This is a genomic window from Arthrobacter crystallopoietes BAB-32, from assembly GCF_000328305.2.
In the GTDB taxonomy this organism is placed as follows: domain Bacteria; phylum Actinomycetota; class Actinomycetes; order Actinomycetales; family Micrococcaceae; genus Crystallibacter; species Crystallibacter crystallopoietes_A.
Map to the genome: position 1 here is coordinate 25170 of NZ_ANPE02000088.1, position 25337 is coordinate 50506.

Genomic DNA, 25337 nt, shown 5'->3' on the forward strand with positions numbered 1-25337 from the left:
GGGCAGCAAATGTGTCACGGGCCTGTACATTCCTTCGGAAGGAAGCAACATGACGGACATCACCATTATCGGTACCGGCAACATGGGCAGCGCCCTTGCCAAGCGCGCGGCGGCCGCGGGCCGCTCCCTGCAGATCTTGAACCGCACGCCGGAGAAGGCTGCGGAGCTCGCCGGCGAACTCGGATCCGGGGTCATCAGCGGTGGGCTCGCGGAACCGGCGCTGGGAGACATTGTCATCGTCGCCTTGTACTACGGGCCGGCCCAGGAGGTCATCACGAGGCTGCGTGGTTCCCTGACCGGCAAGACCGTCATCGACATCAGCAACCCGATCAACACGGACACGTTCGATTCGCTGGTGGTCGAGCCAGGCACGTCGGCCGCCGAGGAGCTGGCGAAGCTGGCGCCGGAGGCCACCTTCGTCAAGGCCTTCAACACCACCTTCGCCGGCACGCTGTCCGCGGGGTCGGCCGACGGAAAACCGCTGGACGTTTTCATCGCCTCCGATTCGCAGGAGGCGCGGAAGCAGGTGGCCGATTTTGTGCGCGCCGCGGGGTTGCGCCCGCTCGAGGTCGGCGGCCTGCACCACGCGCGCGAGCTGGAGGGCTTCCAGCTGCTGGTCATGGCGCTGCAGGCCAACCCTGCCTACGAGTCGTTCAACTGGGGCACCGCCCTGAAGATCCTCGACTGACGCCCCTGGTCCGAGCGGGGACGTTACCTCGGGCGGTGCCGGGCCAGGCGCAGCGACCAGTATCCGGCTGCGCACAGCAGCAGGAAGCCGACGATCGCCACGGCGGCCAGTTGGGCGGCGATTCCGCCGATCAGCAGCACCAGGGCCGCCAGCCAGACCAACGCGTCCAGCAGCGCGCGGGACTGCCGCGGCCACAATGAACCCGACTCCAGTTCCTCGGCGAGCCTGGGGTCTTCAGCGGCCAGCGCCTGCTCCAGCTCCCGCAGCTGTTTCCGTTCTTCATCCGACAATGGCACTGCGCGACCCCCTTCCTCCAGGCGAGCTGCGCCCAAGACGCCTGCCGCCCGGACCGGTTCTTTGGGGAGCCGGTCCCTTAAGGCCATGATGCGCTTCCAAAGCATCGAATGCCAGCAGTGGAAAACACCGTGCGGGCGCGGTGGATTCGCCTGCGCCAGCAGCCATCTGGCATGTCATGTTTTGCCTTGTAACGTCACGCGGCGACATGTGCTGTCACGTCCATGACGCACCAGGTCATCGCGGTTCAGAAATATTTCGCCGCTCCACGCCGGCCGATAGATTCCTCGTGAACTGCCGCGAGGCGACACAAGCCTCGTTGAACACTAGCCGGTGATCGCAGTCGCCCCTGTCTTCGGGCGTGCCTCCGGCGACCTGTTCAACGGGCCGGACGGAAGACCCGAGCATGAAACATCGCAAGGCCCCTTGGGCACCCACGGCTGGCGCCGCCGTCGTACTTTTGGCCCTGACCGGCTGCGGCGGTGCGGCGAGCGCGCAGCCGCAGGACGACACCTTTGTCTTCGCCACCGGCAAGGACATTTCCTGCCTCGACCCGCACGTGAACGGCGACATGCCGCAGGCCTCGATCGCCGCGAACTATCTCGACTCGCTGGTCTCCCAGGATGCCGAGGGGAAGATCCACCCGTGGCTGGCCGAGTCGTGGGAGGTCTCGGAGGACGGGCTGACCTACACGTTCAAGGTCCGTGACGATGTCTATTTCACCGACGGCACGAAGTTCACGGCCGAGGCGGTCAAGGCGAACCTGGACCACATGGTGGATCCGGACACCCAGTCCGGCACGGCCGGCGGATACCTCAAGCCGTACGAGAGCACCGAAGTGGTGGACGAGACGACGGCGGTGGTCACGCTGAACCGGCCGTACGCGGCCTTCCTCGAGGTGCTGGCGCAGCCGTTCCTCGGGATCGAATCGCCTACGGCGCTGAAGCGGCCGCAGGCGGAGAACTGCAATTCGCCGGTGGGCACCGGGCCGTACAAGATCGTCGACTACATCCCGCAGTCCAAGGTCACGCTGGTGCGCAACGAGGACTACAACTCGGCGCCGCCGTTCGCGCAGCACCAGGGCCCGGCGCACATCAAGAACCTGGAATGGCAGATCGTGCCGGAGGATTCCACCCGCTACGGCCTGCTCCGCGCCGGCCAGGTGGACGCGCTGGACCTGATGCCGTCCGTGCACTTCGCCGAGGCGGAGGCGGACAAGAACGTCGAACTGGTGCTGCAGGACCGGCCGGGCAATCCGACCAACCTGATGCTCAACACCACGCGGGCGCCGTTCGACGACATCCGCGTGCGCAAGGCCTTCCTGCACAGCGTCTACGTGGAGGCCGGGATCAACAGCGTCTACTTCGGCACCGTCACGCAGGCCGGCGGCCCGCTGGCCAGCACTACCGGCTTCTACTCCCCTGACTTCGAGGACGTCTACCAGCCGGACCCGGCCAAGGCGGCGCAGCTGCTGGACGAGGCGGGCTGGACCGTCCGGGACGAGGAAGGCTACCGGACCAAGGACGGCAAGCGGCTGACCGTGGTGCTGCCCTACACCCCGGCCGCATGGCCGACGGCGCACGCGGCGCTGATCACGCAGCTCCAGGCGAGCGCCAAGCAGGCCGGCTTCGACCTGCGGATCGAAAACCAGGACTTCGCGTCGTCGTCGGAAAAGTACAACAACTTCGCCTACGACCTGCGCGCCGGCTACTGGAACACCAACACCGCGGACGTGCTGCGGATCGTGTTCTCCACTGAGTACATGAAGTCGGCCGGCTTCGTGCCGAACGGCTCCGGCTTCAGCAATCCCGAGTTCGACCGGATCGTCAACGACGCGCTGGCCACCGACGACCCGGCGGTGCGCGAAAAGCTCTACTACCGGGCGCAGCAGATTGTCAGCGAGAACGCGCTGCAGCTGCCGCTCTACAACCAGGCCAGCCAGCTCGCCGTCCGCAAGGACCGCTTCGCCAACCTCACGCTGGAGCCGAGCCTGTCCCTCCCTTATATCTACGACGTGACGGCGGTGGAGAACCGATGAGCACTGCAGCAACAACCTCGCATACCGAACTTCCCAGAACGACGGCGACATCCGGCTCCCCGGGGCAGGTGGTCCTTAAGCGCGCGGCCGGCAGCGTGTTCGTGCTCTGGGCGGCGGTGACGCTGACCTTCTTCGTGCTGCGGCTGGTGCCCGGCGATCCGGTCACCACCATCCTGGGCGGCCACAGCGCCGCGCCGTCCGCCGAGACCGTCGCCGTGGTCAAGGCCCAGTACGGACTGGACCAGCCGGTCCTCGTCCAGTACGTGAACTACCTGGCCGGCGTGGCCACCGGGAACTTCGGGACCTCCTACGTCTTCAAGGTGCCGGTGCTGGACATCCTCGGCCCGCAGATCCTGCCGACGTTCCAGCTGGCCGGGCTGGCGCTGCTGTTCGCCTGGGCCATCGCGCTGGCCTTCACCCTGCTGACCGTCGGCCGCGGCCGGCTGCTGGACGGGATTGGCCGCGGTGTGGAAGTGCTGTTTGCCGCACTGCCGCCGTTCTGGGTGGGCATCATGCTCGCCGTGGTCTTCGCGGTCATCCTCGGCTGGTTCCCGGTGGCCGGGGACGATGGATTCAAGTCCCTGGTGCTGCCCTCGCTGGCGCTGGCCATCCCGCTGGCCGGCTTCATTGCCCAGGTCACCCGGTCCTCCTTCGAGGAGGCGCTGGCGCAGCCGTTCATCCTCTCGGCCCGGGCCCGCGGACTCTCCGACCTGGCCGTCCGGCTGGGCCACGCACTGCGGCACGCCATCCTGCCCGGCCTGACCCTCTCCGCCTGGGCGATCGGCTCGTTGGTCAGCTCCGCGGTGGTCGCCGAGATCATCTTCGCCCGCCCGGGCCTGGGCCGTTCGCTGGTGGACGCGATCATCAACCGGGACCTGCCCATCACCCTGGCCGTGGTGTTCATCATCGCCGCCGTCTACATCGTCGTGAACCTGCTGGTCGACGTGCTCTACCGCGTGATCGACCCGCGCATCCAGAAGGGAGCCGCGGCATGAGCGTGGCACTTGAACCCACTACCGCCCACGGCAACCGGCCTGGCGTCCCCGGCGCCCCGGAACCGGGGAAGCCGACCCACTCCGCCCGCGGTACGGCTGCCGGGAAGGCCGCCGCGGCGCTGCGCAGGACGCCGATCGGCGTCTGGATCGCGGCGGCACTGCTCGCCTTCCTGGTGCTAGCCGCCGTCGTACCCTCCCTCCTGCTCCGCCAGGACCCGTACATCATTGATCCGGCGGCGGCCTTCACCGCGCCCAGCGCGGAGCATTGGTTCGGCACCGACCAGAACGGGCGCGACGTCTTCTCCCGGGTGGTCGCCGGCACCGGGCAGTCGCTGCTGTTGGGCCTGGCCGCCACCGCGATCGGCCTGGTGCTCGGCGGCCTGCTCGGCATCACCGCCGGCGTCTCCGGCAAGTGGCTCGACTCGGCGATCTGCCGCTTCGTGGAGATCCTGTTCGCCTTCCCCGGCCTGCTGCTCGCACTGATCGTCATCGCGGTCTCCGGCACCGGTGTCGTCACCGCGGCCATCGCGGTTGGCGTCGGCACCGCGCCCGGCTATGCGCGCATGCTGCGGACCCAAACGCTGCAGGTCATCGACGCCCCGTACGTGGAAACCGCGCTGTCGCTGGGCCGGTCAAGGGCGCACATCCTGTGGCACACCATCGTCCCGAACGTCATCCGGCCGCTGTTCGTGCTCGCGACGCTCGGCGTCGGGCAGGCGATCGTCTGGGCCTCCTCGCTCAGCTTCCTGGGCCTGGGCGCACAGCCGCCGGCGGCCGAGTGGGGCGCCATGCTGGCCGACGGCCGCAACTACCTCCAGGTCGCCTGGTGGATCGCGGCGTTCCCCGGCATCTTCATCACCCTCGCCGCGCTGACCACCACCCTGGTGGGCCGGCACCTGCAGCAGCGTCTGGAAGCGGAGGTCTAGGACATGGGCAGCACAGCAAACACCGCAAAGTACGACGGCGGAACTTCCGTCACGGAGGCAGGCGCGGCTTCGGCTGCGGCTACCGGTTCCACTGGCAGCGGTAAATCCCTCCTCAACATCGAGAGGCTCAGTGTCTCCTTCTCGACGCCGCGCGGACGGGTGGACGTGGTCCGCGACGTCTCGCTGGCGCTGGCGCCGGGCAAGGCGCTGGCGCTGGTGGGCGAATCCGGCTCGGGCAAGACGGTCACCGCGCGCACGCTGGTGGGGCTGAATGCGGCCAACGCCAGGGTCACCGCGGACCGGCTCGAGGTGCTCGGGCGGGACGCGCTGGCGCTGTCCGAACGGCAGTGGCGCGGCGTGCGCGGCAAGGAGATCGGCTACGTCCTGCAGGACGCCCTGGTCTCGCTGGATCCGCTGCGCACCGTCGGCCAGGAGATCGACGAAGCGCTTGGGGCCCACGGCGTCCGGGGCAAGGCCGAGCGGCTGGAACGGGTGCACCAGGCGCTGCGCGACGCCGGTATTCCCGACCCGGAAGTGCGGGCCCGGCAGCGCTCCGGCGAGCTCTCCGGCGGACTGCGGCAGCGGGCCCTGATCGCGCAGGCGACCGTGCTGAACCCGCAACTGGTCATCGCGGACGAACCGACCACCGCGCTGGATGCCACGGTTCAGGCGCAGATCCTCGAGCTGCTCGAAGGGCTGAAGGAACAGGGCCGCGGGCTGATCTTCATCTCGCACGACCTCGCCGTGGTCGGCCGGCTGGCGGACGAAATCGCCGTCATGCAGGGCGGACGGATCGTCGAGTCCGGCCGCGCGTCCGAGGTGCTCGCCAACCCGCAGCACGAGTACACCCAGGCGCTGATCGACGCGATCCCCTCCGGCGCGGCTAAAGGCACCCGGCTCTCCGCGGCCGGGCGGGCCACATCAAGCAGCGCCGCCGTCACCACGACAGCCAACGGCACCCCCGCCGCCACATCCGCCGCAGCTCCCATCGAGCGTGTCCGGGCCACGGAGTTCTCCGCAACCGCGCCGGCACTCGAAGCCCGAGGCCTGGCCAAGTCCTACCCCGGGCCCGGCGGCATCCGGCGCACCGTCGTGCACGACGTCTCCTTCACACTGGAGCGCGGGAAGACCCTGGGCATCGTGGGTGAATCCGGCTCCGGCAAGTCGACCACCGCCCGGATCGCGCTCGGCCTCACCCAGCCCGACACCGGCACCGTCACCCTCGGCGGCTTCGCCTGGGCCGGCGCCGGTTCAGAAACGGTCAGCGAGGATGAGCGCCGGCGGCACCGGCCGGACATCCAGCTGGTCAACCAGGATCCACTGAGCTCCTTCGACCCGCGCTTCAGCGTCGGCAAGGTCGTCACGGACGCACTCGACGCCGGCGCCATCGGCACGCCGCGCGACCGGACCACGCGCGCACTGGACCTGCTCGCCCAGGTCGGGCTCCCGGCGTCGTTATTTGACCGCCGCCCGCTCACGCTCTCCGGCGGCCAGCGCCAGCGCGTCGCGATCGCCCGCGCCCTCGCCCTGCAGCCGCAGGTCCTGCTGCTGGACGAGCCGGTTTCCGCGCTCGACGTGTCCATCCAGGCGCAGGTGCTCGACCTGCTTGCGGACCTGCAGGACCAGCTCGGCCTGAGCTACCTCTTCATCAGCCACGACCTCGGCGTCATCCATCACGTCAGCGACCACGTGCTGGTGATGAAGGACGGCCGCGTGGTGGAAAGCGGCAACGCTGACGAGCTCTTCGCCAACCCGCAGACCGACTACACCCGGCAGCTGCTCGCCGCCGTCCCCGAACTGCCCGCCCGCGCCTGACCCCGCCGACTCACCCAGGAGGACCAATGACCATCACCGCCGACTCAACCACCGCCGCTCCCCCCGCCTACGCCGAACTCGCGGCCAAGTACCGTCCGATCTTCGAGCGCATCGCCGCCGGCGCCGCCGAGCGCGAGGCCAACCGCGAGCTGCTCCACCGGCAGATCGGCGAACTGGCCGCGGCCGGTTTCGGAGCCGTCCGCGTGCCGCGCGAGTTCGGCGGCGACGGCGCTACCGCGCCACAGTTCTTCCGGCTGCTCGTCGAGCTGGCCGCCGCGGAATCCAACATCGCCCAGGCGCTGCGCTCGCACGTCGCCTTTGTGGAGGGTCGGCTGTACGCGAACGACGGCGGGTGGCTGCGGAAGGTGGGCGAGGGCCGGATCCTCGGCAATGCCTGGACCGAGACCGGGCCGGTAGCCGTCGGTGGCGTCTCCACCACCATCGAGCCGGCCGGCGACGGCTACCGGATCAACGGTACGAAGTACTACACCACCGGCAGCCTCTATGCCGACTGGATCCAGACCGGCGCCCGCAATGCCGCGGGCGAAGACATCATCGCGATCGTCGAGGCCGAAGCAGACGGCGTGTCGATCAGTGACGACTGGGACGGCTTCGGCCAGCGGCTGACCGCTTCCGGCACCACCGTGTTCGACAACGTGTACGTGCCGGCGTCGCACCTCGTGGTTGAGGCGGAGCAGGCTCCGTACACCACCGGCGTCTACCAGCTGATCCACGTGGCGACGCTGGCCGGCATCACCCGCCGCGTGGTGCAGGATGCTGCAGCTGCGGTGCGCGGGCGCTCCCGGGTGTTCAGCCACGGCAACGGTGTGCAGCCGCGGGAGGACATCCAGATCCAGCAAATCGTCGGCGAGCTCTCCGCCAAGGCCTTCACCGCCGAGGCCGCGGTGGAACGCGTCGCCAACCTGCTGCAGGAAGCCATCGAGCTGCGTGCGGCCGGGGCCGATCCGCAGGCTTTCCAGGACGCCGTGCACCGGGTGGAGTTCGGGTCAGCCCAGGCCCAGATCGTGGTGACGGATTTGGCGCAGCGGGCGTCGTCGTCGTTGTTTGATGCCCTCGGCGCCTCCGCCACCAAGACGGAACTCCAGCTCGACCGGCACTGGCGCAATGCGCGGGTCATCTCTTCGCACAACCCCGTGGTCTACAAGGCGCGCATCGTCGGCGACTGGGAGATCAACTGCACCATCCCCGAATTCGTCTGGCGCTCCGGCACCGCCGCCGGCTCGTAGCCCGGCCACCCGCCACCTCGCTCCAGCCACCATCCACCCTCTGTCACTTTGCCGCCGACCACCTTCAGCCACCATCTCCCGAACAGGAGCACCCCATGGCCAAGCCGCTGCACTTCAACGCGTTCGTCATGAACACCGCCTCGCACATCCACCACGGCCAATGGCGCCGGCCGGACGCGGGGCAGACCGAGTTCAACGACGTCGACACCTGGATCGACCTGGCGCAGAAGCTGGAGGCCGCGAAGTTCGACGCGATGTTCTTCGCCGACGTCTCCGGGCTCTATGGGGATGCCGATGCCGACTTCGATGTCTACGCGCATGAGGGACTGCAGATCCCGTCGAACGATCCGACCGTGCTGCTGGGCGCGCTGGCGGTCAAAACTGAGCACATCGGGCTCGCGCTGACCTCCAACGTGGTCCAGAACCACCCGTTCAATTTCGCCCGGCAGGTCTCCACGCTGGACCACATCTCGCGCGGGCGGATCGCGTGGAACATCGTGACGGGAATGCAGGACAACGGCGCGCGGAACTTCGGGCTGTCGCAGTTGACGGACCACGCGGAGCGGTACGAGTGGGCCGAGGAGTACGTCGACGTGGCCTACAAGCTCTGGGAAGGCTCGTGGGACGAGGGCGCGCTGCTGAAGGACAAGGAGCGCGGCGTCTTCTCCGACCCGTCGAAGATCCACAAGATCTACCACCAGGGGCCGCGCTACCGCGTGGAGGGCCCGCACCTGCCCTCGCCCTCGCCGCAGCGCACCCCGCTGCTCTACCAGGCCGGCTCGTCCGCGTCCGGCCGCGCCTTCGCCGCCCGCAACGCCGAGGCCGTGTTCATCATCGCACCCACGCCGGAAGTCGCCGCCCTGCAGATCGCGGACACCAGGCGTCAGGCGGTGGAGGCAGGCCGACGCCCGGAGGACATCAAATTCTTCCAGGGCCTGTCCTTCATCATCGGCGGCACCGAGGCGGAAGCACAGGCCAAGGCCAAGGAATACGACGAGTTCGTGAGCGTCGACGGCTACCTGGCCCACTCCGCCCTCGTGGACAAGACCGGCCGTGTCTACCCCGCCGAGACCCCGCTGTCCGAGGTCGACAGCAACACCCGGAAGGGCTTCCAAGAGTGGGTCGCCAAGGCCATCCCGGACCGCGAACCCGTTGTCGGCGATATTGCGCACCTGCAGGCGCGGAGCACGCGCGTGGTCGGAACGCCCGAGCAGATCGCCGACCGGCTGGAACAGTGGCAGGCCGCCGGCGTCGACGGGATCAACGTGATCAACTGGGTCATCCCCGGCTCGTTTGAGGAGTTCGCCGACCATGTCCTGCCCGTGCTCCGCGACCGCGGCCTCGCCCAGCTCGAGTACGCCGAGGGGCCGCTGCGGCAGAAGCTCTTCGGTGCTCCGCTGCTCAACGAGCGTCATCCCGCCGCCCGCTACCGCGGCGCCTTCGCCAACGGCCCGGCCAGCTGGGAGGAAGCCGCAGCGGCAGAACCAGCAACAGCGACAGCGTAGTCAGCTTGTTCCGGGGCTCCAGTCCGCCAGCTGAAGCCCCGGAACACGTTCGAACTCACGCCTGTTGTTGGTTACGACCGTCAAGCCTGCCGAACGCGCGTGTCCAGCGATCATCACGTCGTACGCGCCGATAGGGGGTCCTGCTTCTTGCAGATCTGCCCTGATCTGGCCGGCATGATACGCCGCCGCCTCGTCGAAGGGCAGGACCTCCAGCCTGGCAATAAAGCCATCAAGGATTTCCAGATTCGCGGCGACGCGGGAGGACTTTTCAGCCCCGTATGCCAGCTCAGACAAGGCGACGGCCGAGAGTGCCAACCTTCCCGCATTCTCGTTGAACTTCCGGCGAAGGTGTTCCGGACGGTTCTTCAGTACATAAGTCGCAATGTTGATGTCCAGCATGTACCGGAGCATCAGATTTCCTCGCGCTCCTGGTCCTGTGGCTGGTCGCGTTTCGCCAAGAAGTCTGCAGTGACAGCAGGTCCATCGAACCAAGCGTCCCACACCATATCCACGGGCGAGAGGATTCGCGAACTTCCTTGCGCCACAATCGCGACCTCGTCGACTGAAGCCGGCATCTCCAAGGCCTTCGGCAGTCTGACTGCTTGTGAACGGTTGCTCCGGAATAGCTTGGCCCTGATCATTTTGCAGCTTCCATGTGTGGGATATGTCTATCGTATATCCAAGGTCAAACTCAGCTCCATGCCCCAGCCTCCCTGTGGAAGGCCGAGTGGTAACGGCAGCTTCACCGCCGCGGTACCCGTGGGAGCAGCAACGCAAGAGCATGCAACGATCGGGGCTGGAAGGCCCCTCCCCTTCGGGTTGGTCGAGCTGCTATGCTCCCAATCCAGCCCGATCAGCTCTTCCGGGTCCAACGTTGCGGAACGGAGCAAGGCCAATGGAACTTACGCCTCAGAAAACGGCATTGATAGCAGTCCATGGGCAGGGCGACATCATCGGGGCAGAAGGTGCCTTCGCAGATTTCTTCCACGAACAAGTGGTCAGCCGCGATGTGGTCGGGAAGGTGGCCGGCCTCTTGGAATCCGCCAGGGGTGCTGGAGCCACAGTCGTATACACCCGAATCGCGTTCGAGCCCGATTACAGCAATCTGGTCGCCAACTCGCCGCTGCTCAAAATGGTCCTCCAGAGGGAAAACCTCAAGGATGGCGCCCGCCTCACGGAGATTATCGATCCGCTCGCTCCGACTGCCGACGACGTGGTCATTACGCATCAGCGAGTCGGCGGCTTCGTCGGCGAGCTAACGGATGTCCTCGAGCAGCGCGGAATCGACACCGTCCTTTTCGCAGGAGTCGCGACGAACGTCTCGGTCGAGAGCTCGGCACGGGCAGCCTCCGACCTTGGATACCGCGTCGTCATCGTCGAGGACGCGTGCTCTACCGCCACTCCGGAAGCACACGAGGCGAGCATCAACTCGCTCGGACTGCTGGCGGATATAACAGTTTCGAAGGACATCACTTGGACGGTGGCGGAACAACCGGCCTAGCAGCAGAACCGGCTTCCTTGACTACGGCAGGATCCGCCCCTGACCGCCGTCGGTTCACTGCGTGGTGCTGACATAGCCGCGCTGCTTGTCCACCTGGTTGGCGAGGGGTTCGCCGGCGAGCCAGCGGTCGAGGTTGGCGAGGAACTGGTCGGCGAGGGCGTCGCGCCAGCCGACAACGTCGCCGCTCATGTGAGCCGAGATGTGCACGTTCTCCATCTGCCAGAAGGGGTGGTCGGCGGGGAGCGGCTCCTGCTCGAAGACATCCAGCGAGGCGGCGGCGATCCGGCCGGAACGCAGTGCGTCGATGAGCGCGGGCTCGTCCACCAGGGCGCCGCGGCCGACGTTGACCACGTGCGCGGTGGACTTCATGGCGGCGAGCACCTCCGCATTGAGCATGTGCCGGGTCTGGTCCGTCAGCGGAGCGATCAGCACAACGTGGTCCGCCCACGAGGCATGTTCGGCGAGCTCGGCGGTAGGCACCACCGAGCCGAAATCGTCGTCGTACTCCCTTGCCGTCCGGCCGGAGCCGCGCACTTCCATGCCGACGGCGCGCAGCAGCCGGGCGGTGGCCCGCCCGATCCCGCCGGTGCCCACCACCAGCGCTCGGGAGCCGGCGGTTCTGGTGGGTTCGCGATGCTGCCAGATCGCCTGCCGCTGCAGGCCCTTGCTGCGGTGCAGCTGCTTGTCGTGCGCGAGGATGGAGGCGAGCACGAACTCCGCGATCGGCTGGTCGAAGGTTCCGTGCGCGTTGGTCAGCGGCACATCGGATTCACGCAGCCCATCGAACATCATCGCGTCGACCCCGGCCGCGGCCACGTGGACCCATTTCAGTTCCTCCGCCTGCGGCCACGCATCGCGCAGGGCCGAGGAGAAGAAGTCCCACAGGAACAGCACGTCCGCACCCTTGATCGCGCGCGGCAGGTCCGCGGCGGGGGCAATAACGACGTCGGTGCGCGCCTTGAGCGCGTCCAGATTGTAGGGGCGGGGCTGGCCGTCTTCCGCGAGGATGACCAGCTTGGGACGGGAGCCAGTCGCTTGTTTCATCACGCTTCCACGCTACGTGATCGACGGATTGTTGACAATAAACAGATGTGACCTACACCATGGTGGCATGACTTCACTCAGCCCCGCGCTCAAGCAAGCAACTCCCGTCGTCGTCGACCATGCCCTCGGCAGCTGGATCCATGGCACGGACGGCAAGGACTACCTGGATTTCACCACCGGGATCGGCGTGACCAGCACCGGCCACTGCCACCCCAAGGTCGTGGCCGCGGCGCGCGAGCAGGTCGGCAAGATCATCCACGCCCAGTACACCACCGTGATGCACCAGCCGCTGCTGCAGCTGACCGAGAAGCTGGGCGAGGTGCTGCCGGCCGGGCTGGACTCCGTCTTCTACGCCAACTCCGGCTCCGAGGCCGTCGAGGCCGCGATCCGACTGGCCCGCATGGCCACGGGACGCCCGAACATCGTGGTCTTCCAGGGCGGCTTCCACGGCCGCACCGTCGCGGCGGCGTCGCTGACCACCGCGGGTACGAAGTTCTCGGCGGGCTTCGCGCCGCTGATGGCCGGCGTCCACATGTCCGCCTTCCCCTATGCCTACCGCTATGGCTGGGACGAGGCCACCGCCGTCGAATTCGCCCTGAAGGAACTGGACTACCTGCTGCAGACGCGCACCGCGCCGAATGACACCGCGGCGTTCCTGATCGAGCCGGCGCTGGGCGACGGCGGCTACCTACCCACGCCGCCGGCCTTCATGGAGGGGCTGCGCGAGCGCGCGGACCGGCACGGCATCCAGCTCATTTTCGATGAGGTGCAGGCCGGGGTCGGCCGGACCGGCAAGTTCTGGGGCCACCAGCACTCCACCGCCACTCCGGACATCCTCATCACCGCCAAGGGCATCGCGTCCGGCTTCCCGATCTCCGCCATCGCCGCGTCCACCGCGACCATGTCGAAGGCCTGGCCGGGCTCGCAGGGCGGCACCTACGGCGGCAACGCCGTCTCCGCGGCCGCCGGCGTCGCCACCCTGGAAGTCGTGGAGGAGGAGGGCCTCGTGGAGAACTCGCGGATCCGGGGCGAGCAGCTGCAGGCCGGCTTGCTGGAGATCCAGGCCCGCTTCCCGCAGATCGGCAATGTCCGCGGCCTGGGCCTGATGCAGGGCATCGAGTTCACGGGCCAGGATGGCAACCCGGATGCCGCCACCGCCGCCGCCGTCCAGCAGGCCACCACCGGACAGGGGCTGCTCACGCTCACCTGCGGCCCAGCCGGCAACGTGGTCCGGCTGATTCCGGCCCTGGTGGTCACCGAAGACGAGATCGCCACCGGCCTGCAGCGATTCGAAGCAGCCGTCGCCGCCGTGACCGGAGCCGTGACCGCGGCAGCAGGGGCCTGAGCGCAGACGATGAGCGAAGCCGTGCTCCCCGACACCGACCGCACGCCGGCCCCTCCGGCAGCACCCGGCGGCAATGCGGTGCTCTCCCGCCTGGCTGCCGCCGGTATCCCGGCCGACGCCTCGCCGCGCCGGCTGGCCGAGTACTCCTACGATGCGTCCAACTACCGCGTCCCACCGCTGGCCGTGGTGTTCCCGCGCAGCGTTGGTGACGTCGTCGCCGTCGTGCATGCCTGCCGCGAAACCGGCACCCCGCTGGTGAGCCGCGGCGGCGGGACCTCGATGGCGGGCAACGCGATCGGCCCCGGAGTCGTGCTCGATTTCTCCCGCCACATGAACCGGATCCACGGTATTGACGAGGCTGCCGGGACGGTATCGGTGGAGCCGGGCATGGTGCTCGCGGTCCTCTCCGCCGAGGTGGAACGCGCCACGGGCGGGCGGCTCACCTTTGCGCCGGACCCGTCGTCGAAGACGCGCGCGGCCGTCGGCGGAGCGCTGGGCAACGATGCCTGCGGCAACCATTCGGTGCGCTACGGCCGCACGTCGGACCACGTGGTGGAGCTCGACGTCGTGACTTCCGACGGCGCGCGGCTCACCGCGAGCGCGGAGGGGCTGCGGGCCACGGACCCGGCTGACCGCGCCGCCGAACAGCGGGCGGCGCAGCTGACCGGGGAACTGAAGGAGCTGGCACACGCCAACCTGGCCGGATTCCGCACCGAGCTGGGCCGGATCCAGCGGCAGGTTTCCGGCTACCACCTGGCCAACCTGCTGCCGGAGAAGGGCTTCAACATCGCCCGCGCGCTGGTGGGGTCGGAGGGCACCTGCGCGGTGATCGTCGGGGCGCGGATGAAGCTGGTGCCCAAGCCGGCGAGCGCACTGCTGGTCTCCCTCGGTTATGCGGACGTGGTGGAAGCCGCCCGCGACATCCAAACCATCCTCGAGTTCTCCCCCGCCGCCGTCGAGGGCATCGACGAGCAGATCGTGGACACCATGCGGTTCCGCCGCGGCCAGGACTCGGTCCTCGGGCTGCCCGCGGGCAAGGCGTGGCTCTACGTCGACCTGGACGGGGAGGACCCGCACGAAGTGCGTTCCCAGGCGGAGCGTCTGCTGGCCCGGCTGAAGGAGAACGGGCGGCTCATCGACGGCCGCCCGGTGCCCGATGCCGTGGAGCGCGCCTCGCTTTGGCGGGTCCGCGAGGACGGCGCCGGCCTCTCCTCGCGGCTGTCCACGGGCGGCGAATCCTGGCCCGGCTGGGAGGACTCCGCCGTTGCCCCGGACAAGCTCGCCGGCTACCTGGCGGACTTCCGCGACCTGCTGGCCAAGCACGGCCTGACCGGCGTGATGTACGGGCACTTCGGCGCCGGCTGCATGCACATCCGCATCACCTACGACCTGCGCAGCGCAGCCGGCCGCGCCGTCTTCCGGCAGTTCTCGCAGGAAGCGGCGGAGCTGGTGGTCCGGCACGGCGGATCCCTCTCCGGCGAGCACGGGGACGGCCGCGCCCGCTCCGAGCTGCTGCCCCTGATGTACTCCCCGGCCATGCTGGCGGCGTTCGCGGAGTTCCGCCGGATCTGGGACCCGGCCGGGATCCTCAACCCCGGATCGCTGACCGACCCCGACCCCATGGACGCCCACCTGTCGCTCGAGGGCGTGCCGGAGCGGCAATGGCGGACCAGTTTCGACCTCCGCCCGGTCGGCTCCGGCGGCAGCGCCAGGGCCGAAACCGACGACCCGTCGGATGAGTCCGGCGCCGGGACGGACCCGTGGGTGCACGCCGTCCAAGGCTGCATCGGCGTGGGCAAATGCCGCACCGTGTCCGGCGGCGTGATGTGCCCCAGCTACCGGGCCACCCGGGACGAGAAGGATTCCACGCGCGGCCGCGCCCGCGTGCTGCAGGAGATGGTCCGCGGCGCCCGGACCGTCGATGAGGGCTGGCGCTCCGAGGAGGTCCGCGAGGTGCTGGACCTGTGCCTGTCCTGCAAGGCCTGCGCGAGCGACTGCCCCACCGGCATCGACATGGCGACCTACAAATCCGAGTTCTTCGACCACTATTACCAGGGCCGGCGGCGCCCGCTTTCGCACTACTCCCTCGGCTGGCTGCCGCGCTGGCTGAAGCTCACCGGCCGGATCGCGCCGCTGGTCAACGCCGTGCTGGGCACGCCCCTGGGCAAGGCGGCCGCCGCCCTCGGCGGGTTGACCACGCGCCGGGCGCTGCCGAAGTTCGCCGGCACTGCGGAGTGGCAGCGGGCGGTTGCGGCCGCCGGGGTCCGTGCGCCCCAAAAGTACGACGGCGTCCGCAGCCCGGGCGCTTCGGGCACCTCCCACGGTGAGTACGACGGCGGGGCACGCCACCGCGCGGACCGCACCTCCGGCGTCGTTCTTTTCGTGGACACGTTCACGCGGGGCTTCCGCCCGGAGGTCGCGGGCGCCGCGGCGCGTGTGCTCGCGGGTGCCGGCGAACCGGCGGAATGCTCGGCGGATGCGTGCTGCGGGCTGACCTGGATCTCCACCGGACAGCTCGGCACTGCCCGGAAGCTGCTCCGCGGCGCTGCCGAGGCACTCGATGACGGCACGGACCGGCCGATCGTGGTCGTCGAGCCCAGCTGCGCCGCCGCGCTCCGCAAGGACCTGCCCGAACTCGTGCACACCGAGCAGGCGCGGCGCGTTGCCGCCCGCGTGCGCAGCTTCGCCGCTCACGTCGGCGAACTGGCCGCAAGCGGCTGGACGCCGGCGCCCGCCGAGCCGCTGCCGGAGCAGGTGGTGCTGCAAACGCACTGCCATGAATACTCCGTCTTCGGTGCCGGCACCCAGCGCCGGGCGTTGGCCGCGATCGGCGTCGAAGGCATCACCGATGCCACCGGCTGCTGCGGCGTGGCCGGCAACTTCGGCTTCGAGAAGCAGCACTACGACGTCAGCATGCAGGTGGCCGAACATGCGCTGGCGCCGGCCCTGCGCAGCAGCATGGCGGACGTCCCGGTGCTCACGGATGGCTTCTCCTGCGCCATGCAGGTCAAGCAGCTGGATCCGGCCCGGCCCGGCCTGCACCTCGCCCAACTCCTCGACCCTCGACCTGACCAGAACCTCAACCAGAAAGACTCTGCCGAATGACTACTGAAACCACCTTCCGCAAGGGCGCTCCGGCCACCTCCCAGCGCGCACTGGACGCCGTCGCCAAGGTCAGCACCGGTGTCTTCATCGATGGCGAATGGAGCGACTCTGCCTCCGGCGCGCGCTTCAATGTGGTCAATCCCGCCACCGAAGAGGTCATCGCCACCGTGGCCGACGGCGGCCCGGAGGACGCGCGGCGGGCCATCGAAGCCGCCGGCCGGGTCCAGAAGGAATGGGCGAAGACCGCCCCGCGCGAGCGCAGTGAGATCCTGCGCCGCGCCTACGACCTGATCATGGCGCGGCAGGACGAGCTGGCCCTGGTTATGACCACGGAGATGGGCAAGCCGTTTGCCGAGGCCAAGGGCGAGGTGGCCTACGCCGCCGAGTTCTTCCGGTGGTTCTCCGAGGAGGCCGTGCGGATCGGCGGCGACCAGACGACCACGGGCGACGGGAAGAACCGCATCCTGGTGACCAAGGAGCCGGTCGGCCCGTGCGTGCTGGTCACGCCGTGGAACTTCCCGCTGGCCATGGGCACCCGGAAGATCGGTCCGGCCATCGCCGCCGGCTGCACCATCGTGTTCAAGCCGGCCAACCTGACCCCGCTGTCCTCGCTCGCACTGGCGGACATCCTCATCGAGGCGGGTCTGCCCAAGGGCGTGCTCAACGTGGTCTGCACCTCCAAGGCGTCCTCCGTGGTGACGCCGTGGATGGAGAGCGGCATTGCCCGGAAGGTCAGCTTTACCGGCTCCACCGAGGTCGGCGTGAAGCTGCTCGAGCAGGCGGCGCAGCACGTGATGCGCTCCTCTATGGAGCTTGGCGGCAACGCGCCGTTCATCGTGTTCGAGGACGCCGACCTGGACCGTGCGGTCGAGGGCGCCGTCGCCGCCAAGATGCGCAACATGGGCGAAGCCTGCACCGCCGCCAACCGGCTGTTCGTGCAGCGGCCGGTCGCGGAAGAGTTCGCCCGCAAACTCGCCGAACGCCTCGCCGCGCTCACGGTGGGCGATGGCGCGAAGGATGGCACCGACGTCGGACCTTTGGTGGAGGAGAAGGCGCTGGTGAAGGTGCAGGAGCTGGTGGACGACGCCGTCGCCAAGGGCGCCACCGTGGTCTGCGGGGGCTCCCGCCCGGAACGCCCGGGCTACTTCTACTCCCCCACGGTGCTCGCCGACGTCGACCCCGGCGCGGACCTGATGAGCCAGGAGATTTTCGGCCCGGTTGCCCCCGTGATCCCCTTCGATACGGAGGAGGAAGTCACGCGGCTGGCCAACGACACCCCGTGGGGCCTGGTCGGCTACCTGTTCACCCAGGACGTGGACCGCGGCTTCCGGATGGGCGAGGCGCTGGAGGTCGGCATGGTCGGCCTGAACACCGGCATCGTCTCCAATCCGGCCGCGCCCTTCGGCGGCATCAAGGCCTCCGGGCTGGGCCGCGAAGGCGGACGCGTGGGGATCGAAGAGTTCCTCGAGTACAAGTACATGGCGGTCCCGCGCTGACCTGCGCGGCCGAGAGTCCAGGAGGCCCAGTGAACCACAACGGCATCGCCCCCATGCTCTTCCCGATCGAGGAGTACGAGGCGCGCCTCGCCGCAGTCCGGCTGCGGATGGCGGAGCAGGGCCTGAGTGCCCTGGTCGTCACCGATCCGGCCAACATTTACTACCTGACCGGCTACAACGCATGGTCCTTCTACACCCCGCAGATGGTGTTCGTGCCGGCCGAGGGCGACCTGATCCTCTTCACCCGGCAGATGGATGCCAACGGCGCTTTCCGCACGGCTTGGCTGCCGGAGGAATGCATCGTCGGCTACCCGGAGAGCTACATCCACCGGCCGCACATCCATCCCTTCGACTGGGTGGCTTTCGCACTGCGCGAGCGCCACCTGATCGCGCCGGCGGCCAAGGGCTGCGTGGGGCTGGAAATGGACTCGCACTTCTTCGCGCCCAAGGCCTACCGCGCGCTGGTCAACGCCATCCCGGAATGGACGCTCGTGGACTGCTTCGAGCTGGTCAACTGGGTGCGGGTCATCAAGTCCCCCGCGGAGATCCAGCTGATGCACAAGGCCGCGGTGATCACCAACAACGCGATGGCGGCGGCCGAAGAGGCCATCCGCCCCGGCGCCAGGCAGTGCGACATCGCCGCCGCGATCACCGCGGCCCAGATCACCGGGACCGAGGAATTCGGCGGCGACTACACCGCCATCGTGCCGCTGCTGCCGACCGCGGAATCCGCCGACACCCCGCATCTGACCTGGAGCGAACGGCGGCTGCGCGGCGACGAGGCGGTCGTCGTCGAACTGGCCGGCGCCTACAAGCGCTACCACGTCCCGCTGAACCGGACCTTCGTGCTCGGCCAGCCGTCGGCGGAACTGAGCCGCGTGGCCGAAGCGACCGATGCCGGCCTCGGCGCCATGCTGGACGTGATCGGCGACGGCGTGCCCGTGCGCGAGGTCGCTGCCGTATGGAACCGCACTATCTTCGAGTACGGGTTCGAGAAGGAGTCCCGGCTGGGCTACTCGATCGGGGTCGGCTACCCGCCGGACTGGGGCGAGCGCACCATCAGCATCCGCAGCGAGGATGAACGGATCCTGGCCGAGAACATGACCTTCCACCTGATCTGCGGCATGTGGATGGACAACTACGGCTACGGCCTCTCCGAATCCATCCGCGTCACGGCCACCGGCGTCGAAACCTTCACCACCTACAAGCGGGGCCTGCTCCCCATCAACAGCTAGGAGTTCCCCATGACCTCGCACAACCTCCCGCTCTCCGCCCGCGCCGGCAAGCTGGTCGGCTCCGTCATCGACTCGAGCACCTCGCTGCTGGCCAAGCAGACGCACGACATCGTGCGCTTCGCCATGGGCGCGCCGGCCAGCGAGGCCGTGCCCGTCGAGCTGTTCAACAGTGTGCCGGCCGCCGTCTACGACGCCTCCTCCTACACCTACGGGGCCACCGAGGGCGAACCGCACCTGATCGACGCGCTCACCAACTATTTATCGACGACGGCGGATCCCACCGGGCGCGAACGCATCACCATTACATCGGGCGGCATGCAGGGGCTGGACCTGGCCTTCAAGATCTTCGTCGACCCGGGCGACCTCGTGGTGGTCGAGAGCCCCACCTACACCAACGGCTCGGCCACCGCGCTCAGCTACGGCGCCGAGCTGCTGGAAGTGCCCGTGGATGAGGACGGCATGGACGTGGACCAGCTGGAAGAGCTGGTGGCTGCGTACGGCAAGACGCCCAAGGCCATTTACACCATCCCGAACTTCCAGAATCCGTCCGGCACCACGCTCTCGCTGCCGCGCCGCAAGCGGCTGCTGGAGCTCGCGCACCAGTGGAACGCTGTCATTGTCGACGACGATCCCTACGGCCTGCTGCGCTTCGAAGGTGAGGAGCTGCCCACCTTCAACCAGCTCAGCCCGGACGACCCGCTGATCTTCTCGGTGCGCACCTTCTCCAAGATCCTCGCCCCCGGCCTGCGCGTGGGCTGGGTGGAGACGGACCCGGAGCTGCAGCAGCTGGTGATCAACGCCAAGCAGGCCATGGACACCTGCACCAACGTGCCGGCCCAGCACCTGGTCGCGGAGTTCATCCTGCGCGGCGGCCTGGACGACCACCTGGTGTGGCTGCGCCGCGAGTACCACAGCCGCAAGACCGCCATGCTGGCCAGCATCGAACGGCACCTGGGCGGCCGGGTGCGCACCACCAACCCCGACGGCGGCTTCTTCCTCTGGGTGACGCTGCAGGGCGAGGACGCGAAGATCAACACGCAGCGGCTGTTCGACATCGCCCTGGCCGAAGGCGTCGCCTTCATCCCCGGCCCCGCGCTCTCCCCCGGCGGCCGCTTCACCGACGCCTTCCGGCTCTGCTTCGCGTCCTGCACCCCGGAGCGCATCGAGGCCGGCATCGTGCGCCTGACCGCCGCGCTGGACAAGGCCCGCGCCGAGCTGCCCTTCGGTACCGCCGCGTCCACCGGAGCCCGGTAGATGGCGCCGGCACCCGGCGAGGCTGCCCAGCACGCGCTGACCGCCACCGAGCAGGCCGTCCTCGACGCGATTGACCTGGACCGCATAATCGACCTCGCCGCACGGCTGATCAATGCCGGCGGCGAGAACCCGGGCGGCACCGAGGCGGCCTCCGTGGCCGTGCTGGAGGCAGCGGCCGGCGAGCTGGGGCTGGAAACCAGCATCCAGCCTGCCGCGCCGGACCGGCCGAACATCCTCATCACCCTGCCCCCGCATCCCGCCGGGACGGCCGCGAAGAGCAGCGCCGGGTCAGCTTCGGCTCCCGCTGGGGCAGGCACGCCCAGTCCGGCCTCCCCCGTGCCCGCGGCTCCGGGCCTGATGTTCCTGGGCCACTCCGACGTGGTTCCCGCCGGGCCCGGCTGGACCCGGCAGCCCTTCCATGCAGCCGTTGATGGCGGACGGCTCTACGGCCGCGGCGCTACGGATATGAAGGGCGGGCTCGCGGCAGTGCTCGGCGCCATGGCCGCGCTCAAGCATTCCGGTGCCGCCCTGACCGGTCCGGTCACGCTGGTCTGCACGGTGGACGAGGAGGACCTGGGCCTGGGCATCCGGGCCCTGGCCGCCTCGGCCCTCCCTCACGATTACCTTGGCTGCATTGTGGCCGAGCCCACGGACCTGGAAACCGTCGTCGGGTGCCGCGGCGACAGCTACCTGGAGCTCGAGGTGACCGGCCGGCCCGCGCACTCCGGACGTCCGGCGGACGGCCGCAATGCCATCAGCGCCGCGGCCCGGATCTGCGAGCTCGTCCGTGCGGACCACGAGCGGCTGCAGCAGGACCAGGACGAGCTCCTCGGAGCCGGCAGCTGGAACGTTGGACTGATTGAAGGAGGACAAGGCACCTCGGTCGTGGCGCCGTCGTGCTCCCTCTCGCTGGACCGCAGGCTGATGCCGGACGATGACCCGGAGCGCATCCTCGCGGACCTGCTCGCCGGGGTCAGCGCCGCCGGCATCGACACGGACGGCATCAGCGTCTCCGGCCGCGTCAGCATGCAGATGCCCGGTTTCCGCACACCGGCCGACCATCCGCTGGTCGCCGCGGCAGTGGCCAGTGTGGAATCCGCCGGCGGGAGGACCCGGATCGGCGGGTGGACCGCAGCCTGCGACGGCGGCTTCGTCGTCCGGGATTTCGGCATCCCCGCCATTGTGCTGGGGCCGGGCGGACTCAACGACCAAGCCCACCAGGCGGACGAATCCGTCAGCCTGGACGAACTCTCCATCGCGGCGCGCACCTACGCGCTGCTCTGCCTGCGCACCCTTTCCCCCAACACCATCGGTTGAATCCACCCACTGGACAATGCCGTCCAGTCATTTCAGTCCGGCGTACCAGCCGGCAATCCTCCGCGAAGGAGAACCACGTGAGCACTTCTGAATCCTTGCGCAACAACCAGCCCGAGCCGCGGACCGCTCCAGGTGCAGAACCGGGTACGCCCGAAGGCAAGCGCACCCTCAACCGCGCCATCCTCGGTTCCGCCCTGGGCAACGCCGTCGAATGGTTCGACTACGGCGTCTACGGGTACCTGACCGTCTTCATGGCCGTGAACTTCTTCGGCTCCGAAGAGGGCGACGGCGGACTCGGCGTCACGCTGACCCTGGCCACCCTTGCGCTCTCGTTCCTGGTCCGCCCGCTCGGCGGCATCATCCTTGGGCCGCTGGGCGACAAGGTGGGCCGCCAAAAGGTCATGGTGCTGACCGTCCTGATGATGACCGTGGCGACCGGCTGCATCGGCCTGCTGCCGACGCTGCAGACCGCCGGAGTCCTGGCTCCGGTCCTGCTGCTGCTCTGCCGCCTGGTGCAGGGCTTCTCCGCCGGAGGCGAGTACGGCGGCGCCGCCGTCTACATGGCCGAGTCCTCACCGGACCGCCGCCGCGGCTTCCTCGGCTCCTTCCTGGAATTCGGCACGACCGTCGGATTCATGCTGGCCGCCGTCGTCTGCACCACGCTGATCACCGTCGCCGGCGAACAGGCTGTGCAGGACGGTCTGTGGCGCATCCCCTTCCTGCTGACCATCCCGCTCGGGCTGACCGCGCTGTGGATCCGCACCCGGCTGGGCGAAGCGCCGGTCTTCTCCGAAGCCTCTGCCCACCGCGAGACCACGCGCTCCCCGCTGCGCCACGTCGTCGTCAACAACTGGCGGCAGATCCTCATCCTCGCCGGCTTCGTCGTCCTGCTCAACGTCGCCTTCTACCTGATCCTCGGCTACATGCCGACCTACCTCAGCGGCCAGCTCGGCCACAGCACTGCCCAGGGCAACTGGATGCTGGTCGGCATCATGGCGCTGATGCTGGTTGCCATCCCGCCGATGGGCTCGCTGTCCGACCGTGTTGGCCGCAAACCGCTGCTGCTGGCCGCCGCCGGAGGCTACGCCCTGCTCTCCGTACCTGCGATCATGCTGCTCGGGGTACCCAATCTGCTGCTGCAGTTCCTCGGCCTGGCGGTGCTCGGCCTGCTGCTGGTGGTTTTGGTCTCCTCGGTGTCCTCCACCTTGCCGGCGCTCTTCCCCACGGCCGTGCGCTACAGCGGCTTCGCCATCGGCTACAATTTCTCGACCGCGTTCTTCGCCGGCCCATCGCAGACTGTGGCCAACCAGCTCATCGAATCCACGGGCAACCAGCTGGTGCCGGGCTGGTACATGGCGATCGCCGGCATCATCGGGTTCGCGAGCATCCTGTGCATGCGGGAGACGTCGCAGGCGACCCTGCGCGGCGAGGAACTCCCCGGAGTTCCGGAGTCCACCGGCCTGCCCAGCCTGCGGCACGTCGAGCTCAACCGCCAGGATGCGCAGGCTCGCCGGGAGGCGTTCCGCGGAGCATAGTTGAATCGTCCGCCGCTGGACCGCAGGCTGCCCGCGGCGGACCGTTCGACGGTAGACACCTGTTGGCACGACGGGCAGACTGAAAGGCAGGTACCCGCAGGAAGTCACCGGGAGAGGCACCCGATGGAGCACCTCAGGCGGTTCGCGCTCGAGTTTGTTCAGGCGCTCAAGAACCTCCTGCCTATCATCGCCGTCGTCCTGGTGTTCCAAGTGCTGGTGTTCCGCTCCATGCCGGCCGACCCGCTGGAAGTGGTGGGTGGCTTGCTCATTGTGGCCGTCGGGATCGCCCTGTTCCTCCACGGGCTGGACCTGAGCGTCTTCCCGGTCGGAAAGAACCTGGCCAACCAGTTCGTCCGCCGCGGGGCGCTGGGCCTGCTGCTTCCGTTCGGATTCGCCATCGGTTTCGCGGCCTCTGTCGCCGAGCCGGCCGTGATCGCCGTCGCGGAGCAGGCGCAACTGGTCAGCGACGGCCGGATCAACGGGCTGGTCCTGCGCTTCGTCATCGCCGTGTCCGTCGGCCTCGTCCTGATTGTCGGTGTACTGCGCGTACTGCGCGGCTGGGCCGTCTACAAACTGCTGATCGCCGGCTACGCCACGGTCCTGGCCCTCAGCTACGTCGCCCCGCCGGAGATTATCGGCCTTGCATACGATTCCGGCGGGGTCACCACCAACATCGTGAGCGTTCCCCTCATAGCCGCAATCGGCCTTGGCCTGGCAAACTCCATCCGCGGGCGCAGCCTGCTGGCGGATGGCTTCGGCCTGGTGGCGCTGTGCGTGATGGTCCCCATGATCGGCGTCCAACTGTACGGCGTCTGGGTCTACACCTTCGGCGCCACGGGAGCGCTGGCTCCCGCTGAGCCACCGCAGGACCCAGGGCTCTGGGTCGTGGACATGATCCTCGGGCTGGCCTCAATAGCCCGTGAGGTCCTGCCCATCGTCGCCGTCGTCCTGTTCTTCCAGTTCGTCGCCCTGCGGCGGGGCCTCTCCCACCCAGTACGCGTCGTCGTCGGCTTCGCCATGGTCCTGGTCGGCCTGTACGCCTTCGTCGTGGGGCTGAAACTGGGACTCTTCCCGCTGGGGACCCTGATGGCCAAACAGCTGATCGAGCAGGGGGCGCCGGCCATGATCCTGCTGTTTGCCCTCCTCATTGGCTTTGCGACGACGATGGCCGAACCGGCCCTGGTGGCGATTGGCGAGCAGGCCCACGATGCGTCCCCGGGGCGTATCAGCGCCTTCGCGATCCGGATCATCGTCGCCCTCGGCGTCGCGTGCGGGATCGGGTTCGGCGTCTACCGCATCCTCATCGGAGGCCCGTTCCACTACTTCATAATGGCCGCCTACGCGGTAGCGATGGTGCTGGTCTTTTTCGCGCCCAAGTACATCATTGCCCTGGCCTTCGACCTCGGCGGCGTTACGACGTCGGAAGTCACCGTGCCGCTGGTCACCGCCCTCGGCATCGGCCTCGCGGCTGCTGTCGAGGGCCGCGACGTGCTGATCGACGGGTTCGGGCTCATCGCCTACGCCTCGATCTTCCCCGTCATCTCCGTCATGGTGTATGCCATGGTGATGGAAAGATTTCCCCGGCTGCGGAAGGAAACGCCATGAAATTCACCGCCGTGGTGGTCATCGCTCCGGACGACTTCGAAGACCGGGTCATCGAGCACGCCCAGCAGGCAGGTGCCACGGGAGTGACCATCCTGTCCGGCAAAGGCATCGGGGGAGAATCCAAGAAGACCTTCTTCGGGCTGACTTTCGAAGGAACCCAGTCCGTGCTGCTGATGGTGGTAGGTTCCCACCTGACCGCCCCGATCCTGAAGGCGCTTCACCGGCTCCTGGTCAACGGAAGCGAATCCCGCGGCCTGGCCTTCGCGGTCCCGATCGAGCACCTGACCGGCATCGACATGCGCCAGGTCGGCAAGTTCGAGGAGGCCTTGCGCCGTGAAGACGGCTGACCGCACTCCAACGAGGAGGAAATGATGCTCACCGTTAAAGACGTC

21 protein-coding genes are annotated in these 25337 nt (G+C 68.6%); 17 read left to right on the forward strand and 4 right to left on the reverse strand.

Annotated elements, in window-relative coordinates:
• Nucleotides 1-49 precede the first annotated feature (49 nt).
• Nucleotides 50-688 (forward strand): NADPH-dependent F420 reductase, encoded by a 639-nt coding sequence (locus tag D477_RS06205; RefSeq protein WP_005268070.1) that lies wholly within the window; start codon nucleotides 50-52, stop codon nucleotides 686-688.
• A gap of 23 nt (nucleotides 689-711) precedes the next feature.
• Here D477_RS06205 and D477_RS06210 read toward each other — a convergent pair whose 3' ends face one another.
• On the reverse strand, nucleotides 712-984 hold the full coding sequence (locus D477_RS06210; RefSeq protein WP_043845912.1) for a DUF3040 domain-containing protein: 273 nt from the start codon (nucleotides 982-984) through the stop codon (nucleotides 712-714).
• 404 nt (nucleotides 985-1388) lie between these two features.
• Here D477_RS06210 and D477_RS06215 point away from each other — a divergent pair, with 404 nt between their 5' ends.
• The 6 genes from D477_RS06215 to D477_RS06240 all read left to right on the forward strand — a co-directional run bounded on the left by D477_RS06215 (nucleotide 1389) and on the right by D477_RS06240 (nucleotide 9508).
• The gene (locus tag D477_RS06215) at nucleotides 1389-3020 is read left to right on the forward strand and encodes an ABC transporter substrate-binding protein (protein ID WP_005268072.1); all 1632 of its coding nucleotides are present in this window, start codon (nucleotides 1389-1391) and stop codon (nucleotides 3018-3020) included.
• The gene (locus D477_RS06220) at nucleotides 3017-4015 is read left to right on the forward strand and encodes an ABC transporter permease (protein WP_081608490.1); all 999 of its coding nucleotides are present in this window, start codon (nucleotides 3017-3019) and stop codon (nucleotides 4013-4015) included. Before D477_RS06215 ends, D477_RS06220 begins: the two co-directional genes overlap by 4 nt.
• Entirely contained in the window at nucleotides 4012-4941 is a 930-nt protein-coding gene (locus tag D477_RS06225; protein WP_005268074.1) for an ABC transporter permease, read from the forward strand. Before D477_RS06220 ends, D477_RS06225 begins: the two co-directional genes overlap by 4 nt.
• A 3-nt stretch (nucleotides 4942-4944) precedes the next feature.
• Nucleotides 4945-6756: a dipeptide ABC transporter ATP-binding protein gene (locus D477_RS06230; RefSeq protein WP_005268075.1), complete on the forward strand. Its 1812-nt coding sequence runs from the start codon at nucleotides 4945-4947 to the stop codon at nucleotides 6754-6756.
• Nucleotides 6757-6782: 26 nt separating this feature from the next.
• Nucleotides 6783-8003, forward strand: a complete 1221-nt coding sequence (locus D477_RS06235; RefSeq protein WP_005268076.1) for an acyl-CoA dehydrogenase family protein — start codon at nucleotides 6783-6785, stop codon at nucleotides 8001-8003.
• A 95-nt stretch (nucleotides 8004-8098) separates the two neighbouring features.
• Complete coding sequence (locus D477_RS06240) at nucleotides 8099-9508, forward strand: LLM class flavin-dependent oxidoreductase (protein WP_005268077.1); 1410 nt, start codon at nucleotides 8099-8101, stop codon at nucleotides 9506-9508.
• Here the strand turns inward: D477_RS06240 and vapC are convergent, their stop codons facing one another.
• The gene (gene vapC / locus D477_RS06245) at nucleotides 9509-9907 is read right to left on the reverse strand and encodes a type II toxin-antitoxin system tRNA(fMet)-specific endonuclease VapC (RefSeq protein ID WP_272943812.1); all 399 of its coding nucleotides are present in this window, start codon (nucleotides 9905-9907) and stop codon (nucleotides 9509-9511) included.
• An 11-nt stretch (nucleotides 9908-9918) separates the two neighbouring features.
• Entirely contained in the window at nucleotides 9919-10149 is a 231-nt protein-coding gene (gene vapB / locus D477_RS06250; protein ID WP_005268079.1) for a type II toxin-antitoxin system VapB family antitoxin, read from the reverse strand.
• 281 nt (nucleotides 10150-10430) lie between these two features.
• Here vapB and D477_RS06255 point away from each other — a divergent pair, with 281 nt between their 5' ends.
• Nucleotides 10431-11009 (forward strand): cysteine hydrolase family protein, encoded by a 579-nt coding sequence (locus D477_RS06255; RefSeq protein WP_005268080.1) that lies wholly within the window; start codon nucleotides 10431-10433, stop codon nucleotides 11007-11009.
• A 54-nt stretch (nucleotides 11010-11063) separates the two neighbouring features.
• Here D477_RS06255 and D477_RS06260 read toward each other — a convergent pair whose 3' ends face one another.
• Entirely contained in the window at nucleotides 11064-12053 is a 990-nt protein-coding gene (locus tag D477_RS06260) for a D-2-hydroxyacid dehydrogenase (protein ID WP_005268081.1), read from the reverse strand.
• 67 nt (nucleotides 12054-12120) lie between these two features.
• On the opposite strand from D477_RS06260, the gene D477_RS06265 reads away from it, so the two are divergent.
• The 9 genes from D477_RS06265 to D477_RS06305 all read left to right on the forward strand — a co-directional run bounded on the left by D477_RS06265 (nucleotide 12121) and on the right by D477_RS06305 (nucleotide 25292).
• Nucleotides 12121-13398: an aspartate aminotransferase family protein gene (locus tag D477_RS06265; protein WP_005268082.1), complete on the forward strand. Its 1278-nt coding sequence runs from the start codon at nucleotides 12121-12123 to the stop codon at nucleotides 13396-13398.
• Between the two features lie 9 nt (nucleotides 13399-13407).
• Nucleotides 13408-16503, forward strand: a complete 3096-nt coding sequence (locus D477_RS06270) for an FAD-binding and (Fe-S)-binding domain-containing protein (RefSeq protein ID WP_005268083.1) — start codon at nucleotides 13408-13410, stop codon at nucleotides 16501-16503.
• Nucleotides 16500-17999, forward strand: coding sequence for an NAD-dependent succinate-semialdehyde dehydrogenase (locus D477_RS06275; protein WP_005268084.1), 1500 nt, complete (start codon nucleotides 16500-16502; stop codon nucleotides 17997-17999). Before D477_RS06270 ends, D477_RS06275 begins: the two co-directional genes overlap by 4 nt.
• A gap of 53 nt (nucleotides 18000-18052) precedes the next feature.
• Nucleotides 18053-19234: a M24 family metallopeptidase gene (locus D477_RS06280; protein ID WP_043845932.1), complete on the forward strand. Its 1182-nt coding sequence runs from the start codon at nucleotides 18053-18055 to the stop codon at nucleotides 19232-19234.
• Between the two features lie 9 nt (nucleotides 19235-19243).
• Complete coding sequence (locus D477_RS06285; RefSeq protein ID WP_005268086.1) at nucleotides 19244-20488, forward strand: aminotransferase-like domain-containing protein; 1245 nt, start codon at nucleotides 19244-19246, stop codon at nucleotides 20486-20488.
• Nucleotides 20489-21805, forward strand: coding sequence for a M20 family metallopeptidase (locus D477_RS06290; RefSeq protein WP_005268087.1), 1317 nt, complete (start codon nucleotides 20489-20491; stop codon nucleotides 21803-21805).
• A 77-nt stretch (nucleotides 21806-21882) separates the two neighbouring features.
• Complete coding sequence (locus D477_RS06295; RefSeq protein ID WP_005268088.1) at nucleotides 21883-23340, forward strand: MFS transporter; 1458 nt, start codon at nucleotides 21883-21885, stop codon at nucleotides 23338-23340.
• 123 nt (nucleotides 23341-23463) lie between these two features.
• Nucleotides 23464-24945, forward strand: a complete 1482-nt coding sequence (locus D477_RS06300) for a DUF1538 domain-containing protein (RefSeq protein WP_005268089.1) — start codon at nucleotides 23464-23466, stop codon at nucleotides 24943-24945.
• Complete coding sequence (locus tag D477_RS06305) at nucleotides 24942-25292, forward strand: P-II family nitrogen regulator (RefSeq protein WP_005268090.1); 351 nt, start codon at nucleotides 24942-24944, stop codon at nucleotides 25290-25292. The genes D477_RS06300 and D477_RS06305 overlap by 4 nt, the downstream gene beginning before the upstream one ends.
• Nucleotides 25293-25337: the final 45 nt, after the last annotated feature.

Excerpts from the sequence above, each read along its gene's own strand:
- D477_RS06205 (WP_005268070.1), top strand. The coding sequence starts at position 50 with ATGACGGACATCACCATTATCGGTACCGGCAACATGGGCAGCGCCCTT.
- D477_RS06215 (WP_005268072.1), top strand. The coding sequence starts at position 1,389 with ATGAAACATCGCAAGGCCCCTTGGGCACCCACGGCTGGCGCCGCCGTC.
- D477_RS06220 (WP_081608490.1), top strand. The coding sequence starts at position 3,017 with ATGAGCACTGCAGCAACAACCTCGCATACCGAACTTCCCAGAACGACG.
- D477_RS06225 (WP_005268074.1), top strand. The coding sequence starts at position 4,012 with ATGAGCGTGGCACTTGAACCCACTACCGCCCACGGCAACCGGCCTGGC.
- D477_RS06230 (WP_005268075.1), top strand. The coding sequence starts at position 4,945 with ATGGGCAGCACAGCAAACACCGCAAAGTACGACGGCGGAACTTCCGTC.
- D477_RS06235 (WP_005268076.1), top strand. The coding sequence starts at position 6,783 with ATGACCATCACCGCCGACTCAACCACCGCCGCTCCCCCCGCCTACGCC.
- D477_RS06240 (WP_005268077.1), top strand. The coding sequence starts at position 8,099 with ATGGCCAAGCCGCTGCACTTCAACGCGTTCGTCATGAACACCGCCTCG.
- vapC (WP_272943812.1), bottom strand. The coding sequence starts at position 9,907 with ATGCTGGACATCAACATTGCGACTTATGTACTGAAGAACCGTCCGGAA.
- vapB (WP_005268079.1), bottom strand. The coding sequence starts at position 10,149 with ATGATCAGGGCCAAGCTATTCCGGAGCAACCGTTCACAAGCAGTCAGA.
- D477_RS06260 (WP_005268081.1), bottom strand. The coding sequence starts at position 12,053 with ATGAAACAAGCGACTGGCTCCCGTCCCAAGCTGGTCATCCTCGCGGAA.
- D477_RS06265 (WP_005268082.1), top strand. The coding sequence starts at position 12,121 with ATGACTTCACTCAGCCCCGCGCTCAAGCAAGCAACTCCCGTCGTCGTC.
- D477_RS06270 (WP_005268083.1), top strand. The coding sequence starts at position 13,408 with ATGAGCGAAGCCGTGCTCCCCGACACCGACCGCACGCCGGCCCCTCCG.
- D477_RS06275 (WP_005268084.1), top strand. The coding sequence starts at position 16,500 with ATGACTACTGAAACCACCTTCCGCAAGGGCGCTCCGGCCACCTCCCAG.
- D477_RS06280 (WP_043845932.1), top strand. The coding sequence starts at position 18,053 with ATGCTCTTCCCGATCGAGGAGTACGAGGCGCGCCTCGCCGCAGTCCGG.
- D477_RS06285 (WP_005268086.1), top strand. The coding sequence starts at position 19,244 with ATGACCTCGCACAACCTCCCGCTCTCCGCCCGCGCCGGCAAGCTGGTC.
- D477_RS06290 (WP_005268087.1), top strand. The coding sequence starts at position 20,489 with ATGGCGCCGGCACCCGGCGAGGCTGCCCAGCACGCGCTGACCGCCACC.
- D477_RS06300 (WP_005268089.1), top strand. The coding sequence starts at position 23,464 with ATGGAGCACCTCAGGCGGTTCGCGCTCGAGTTTGTTCAGGCGCTCAAG.
- D477_RS06305 (WP_005268090.1), top strand. The coding sequence starts at position 24,942 with ATGAAATTCACCGCCGTGGTGGTCATCGCTCCGGACGACTTCGAAGAC.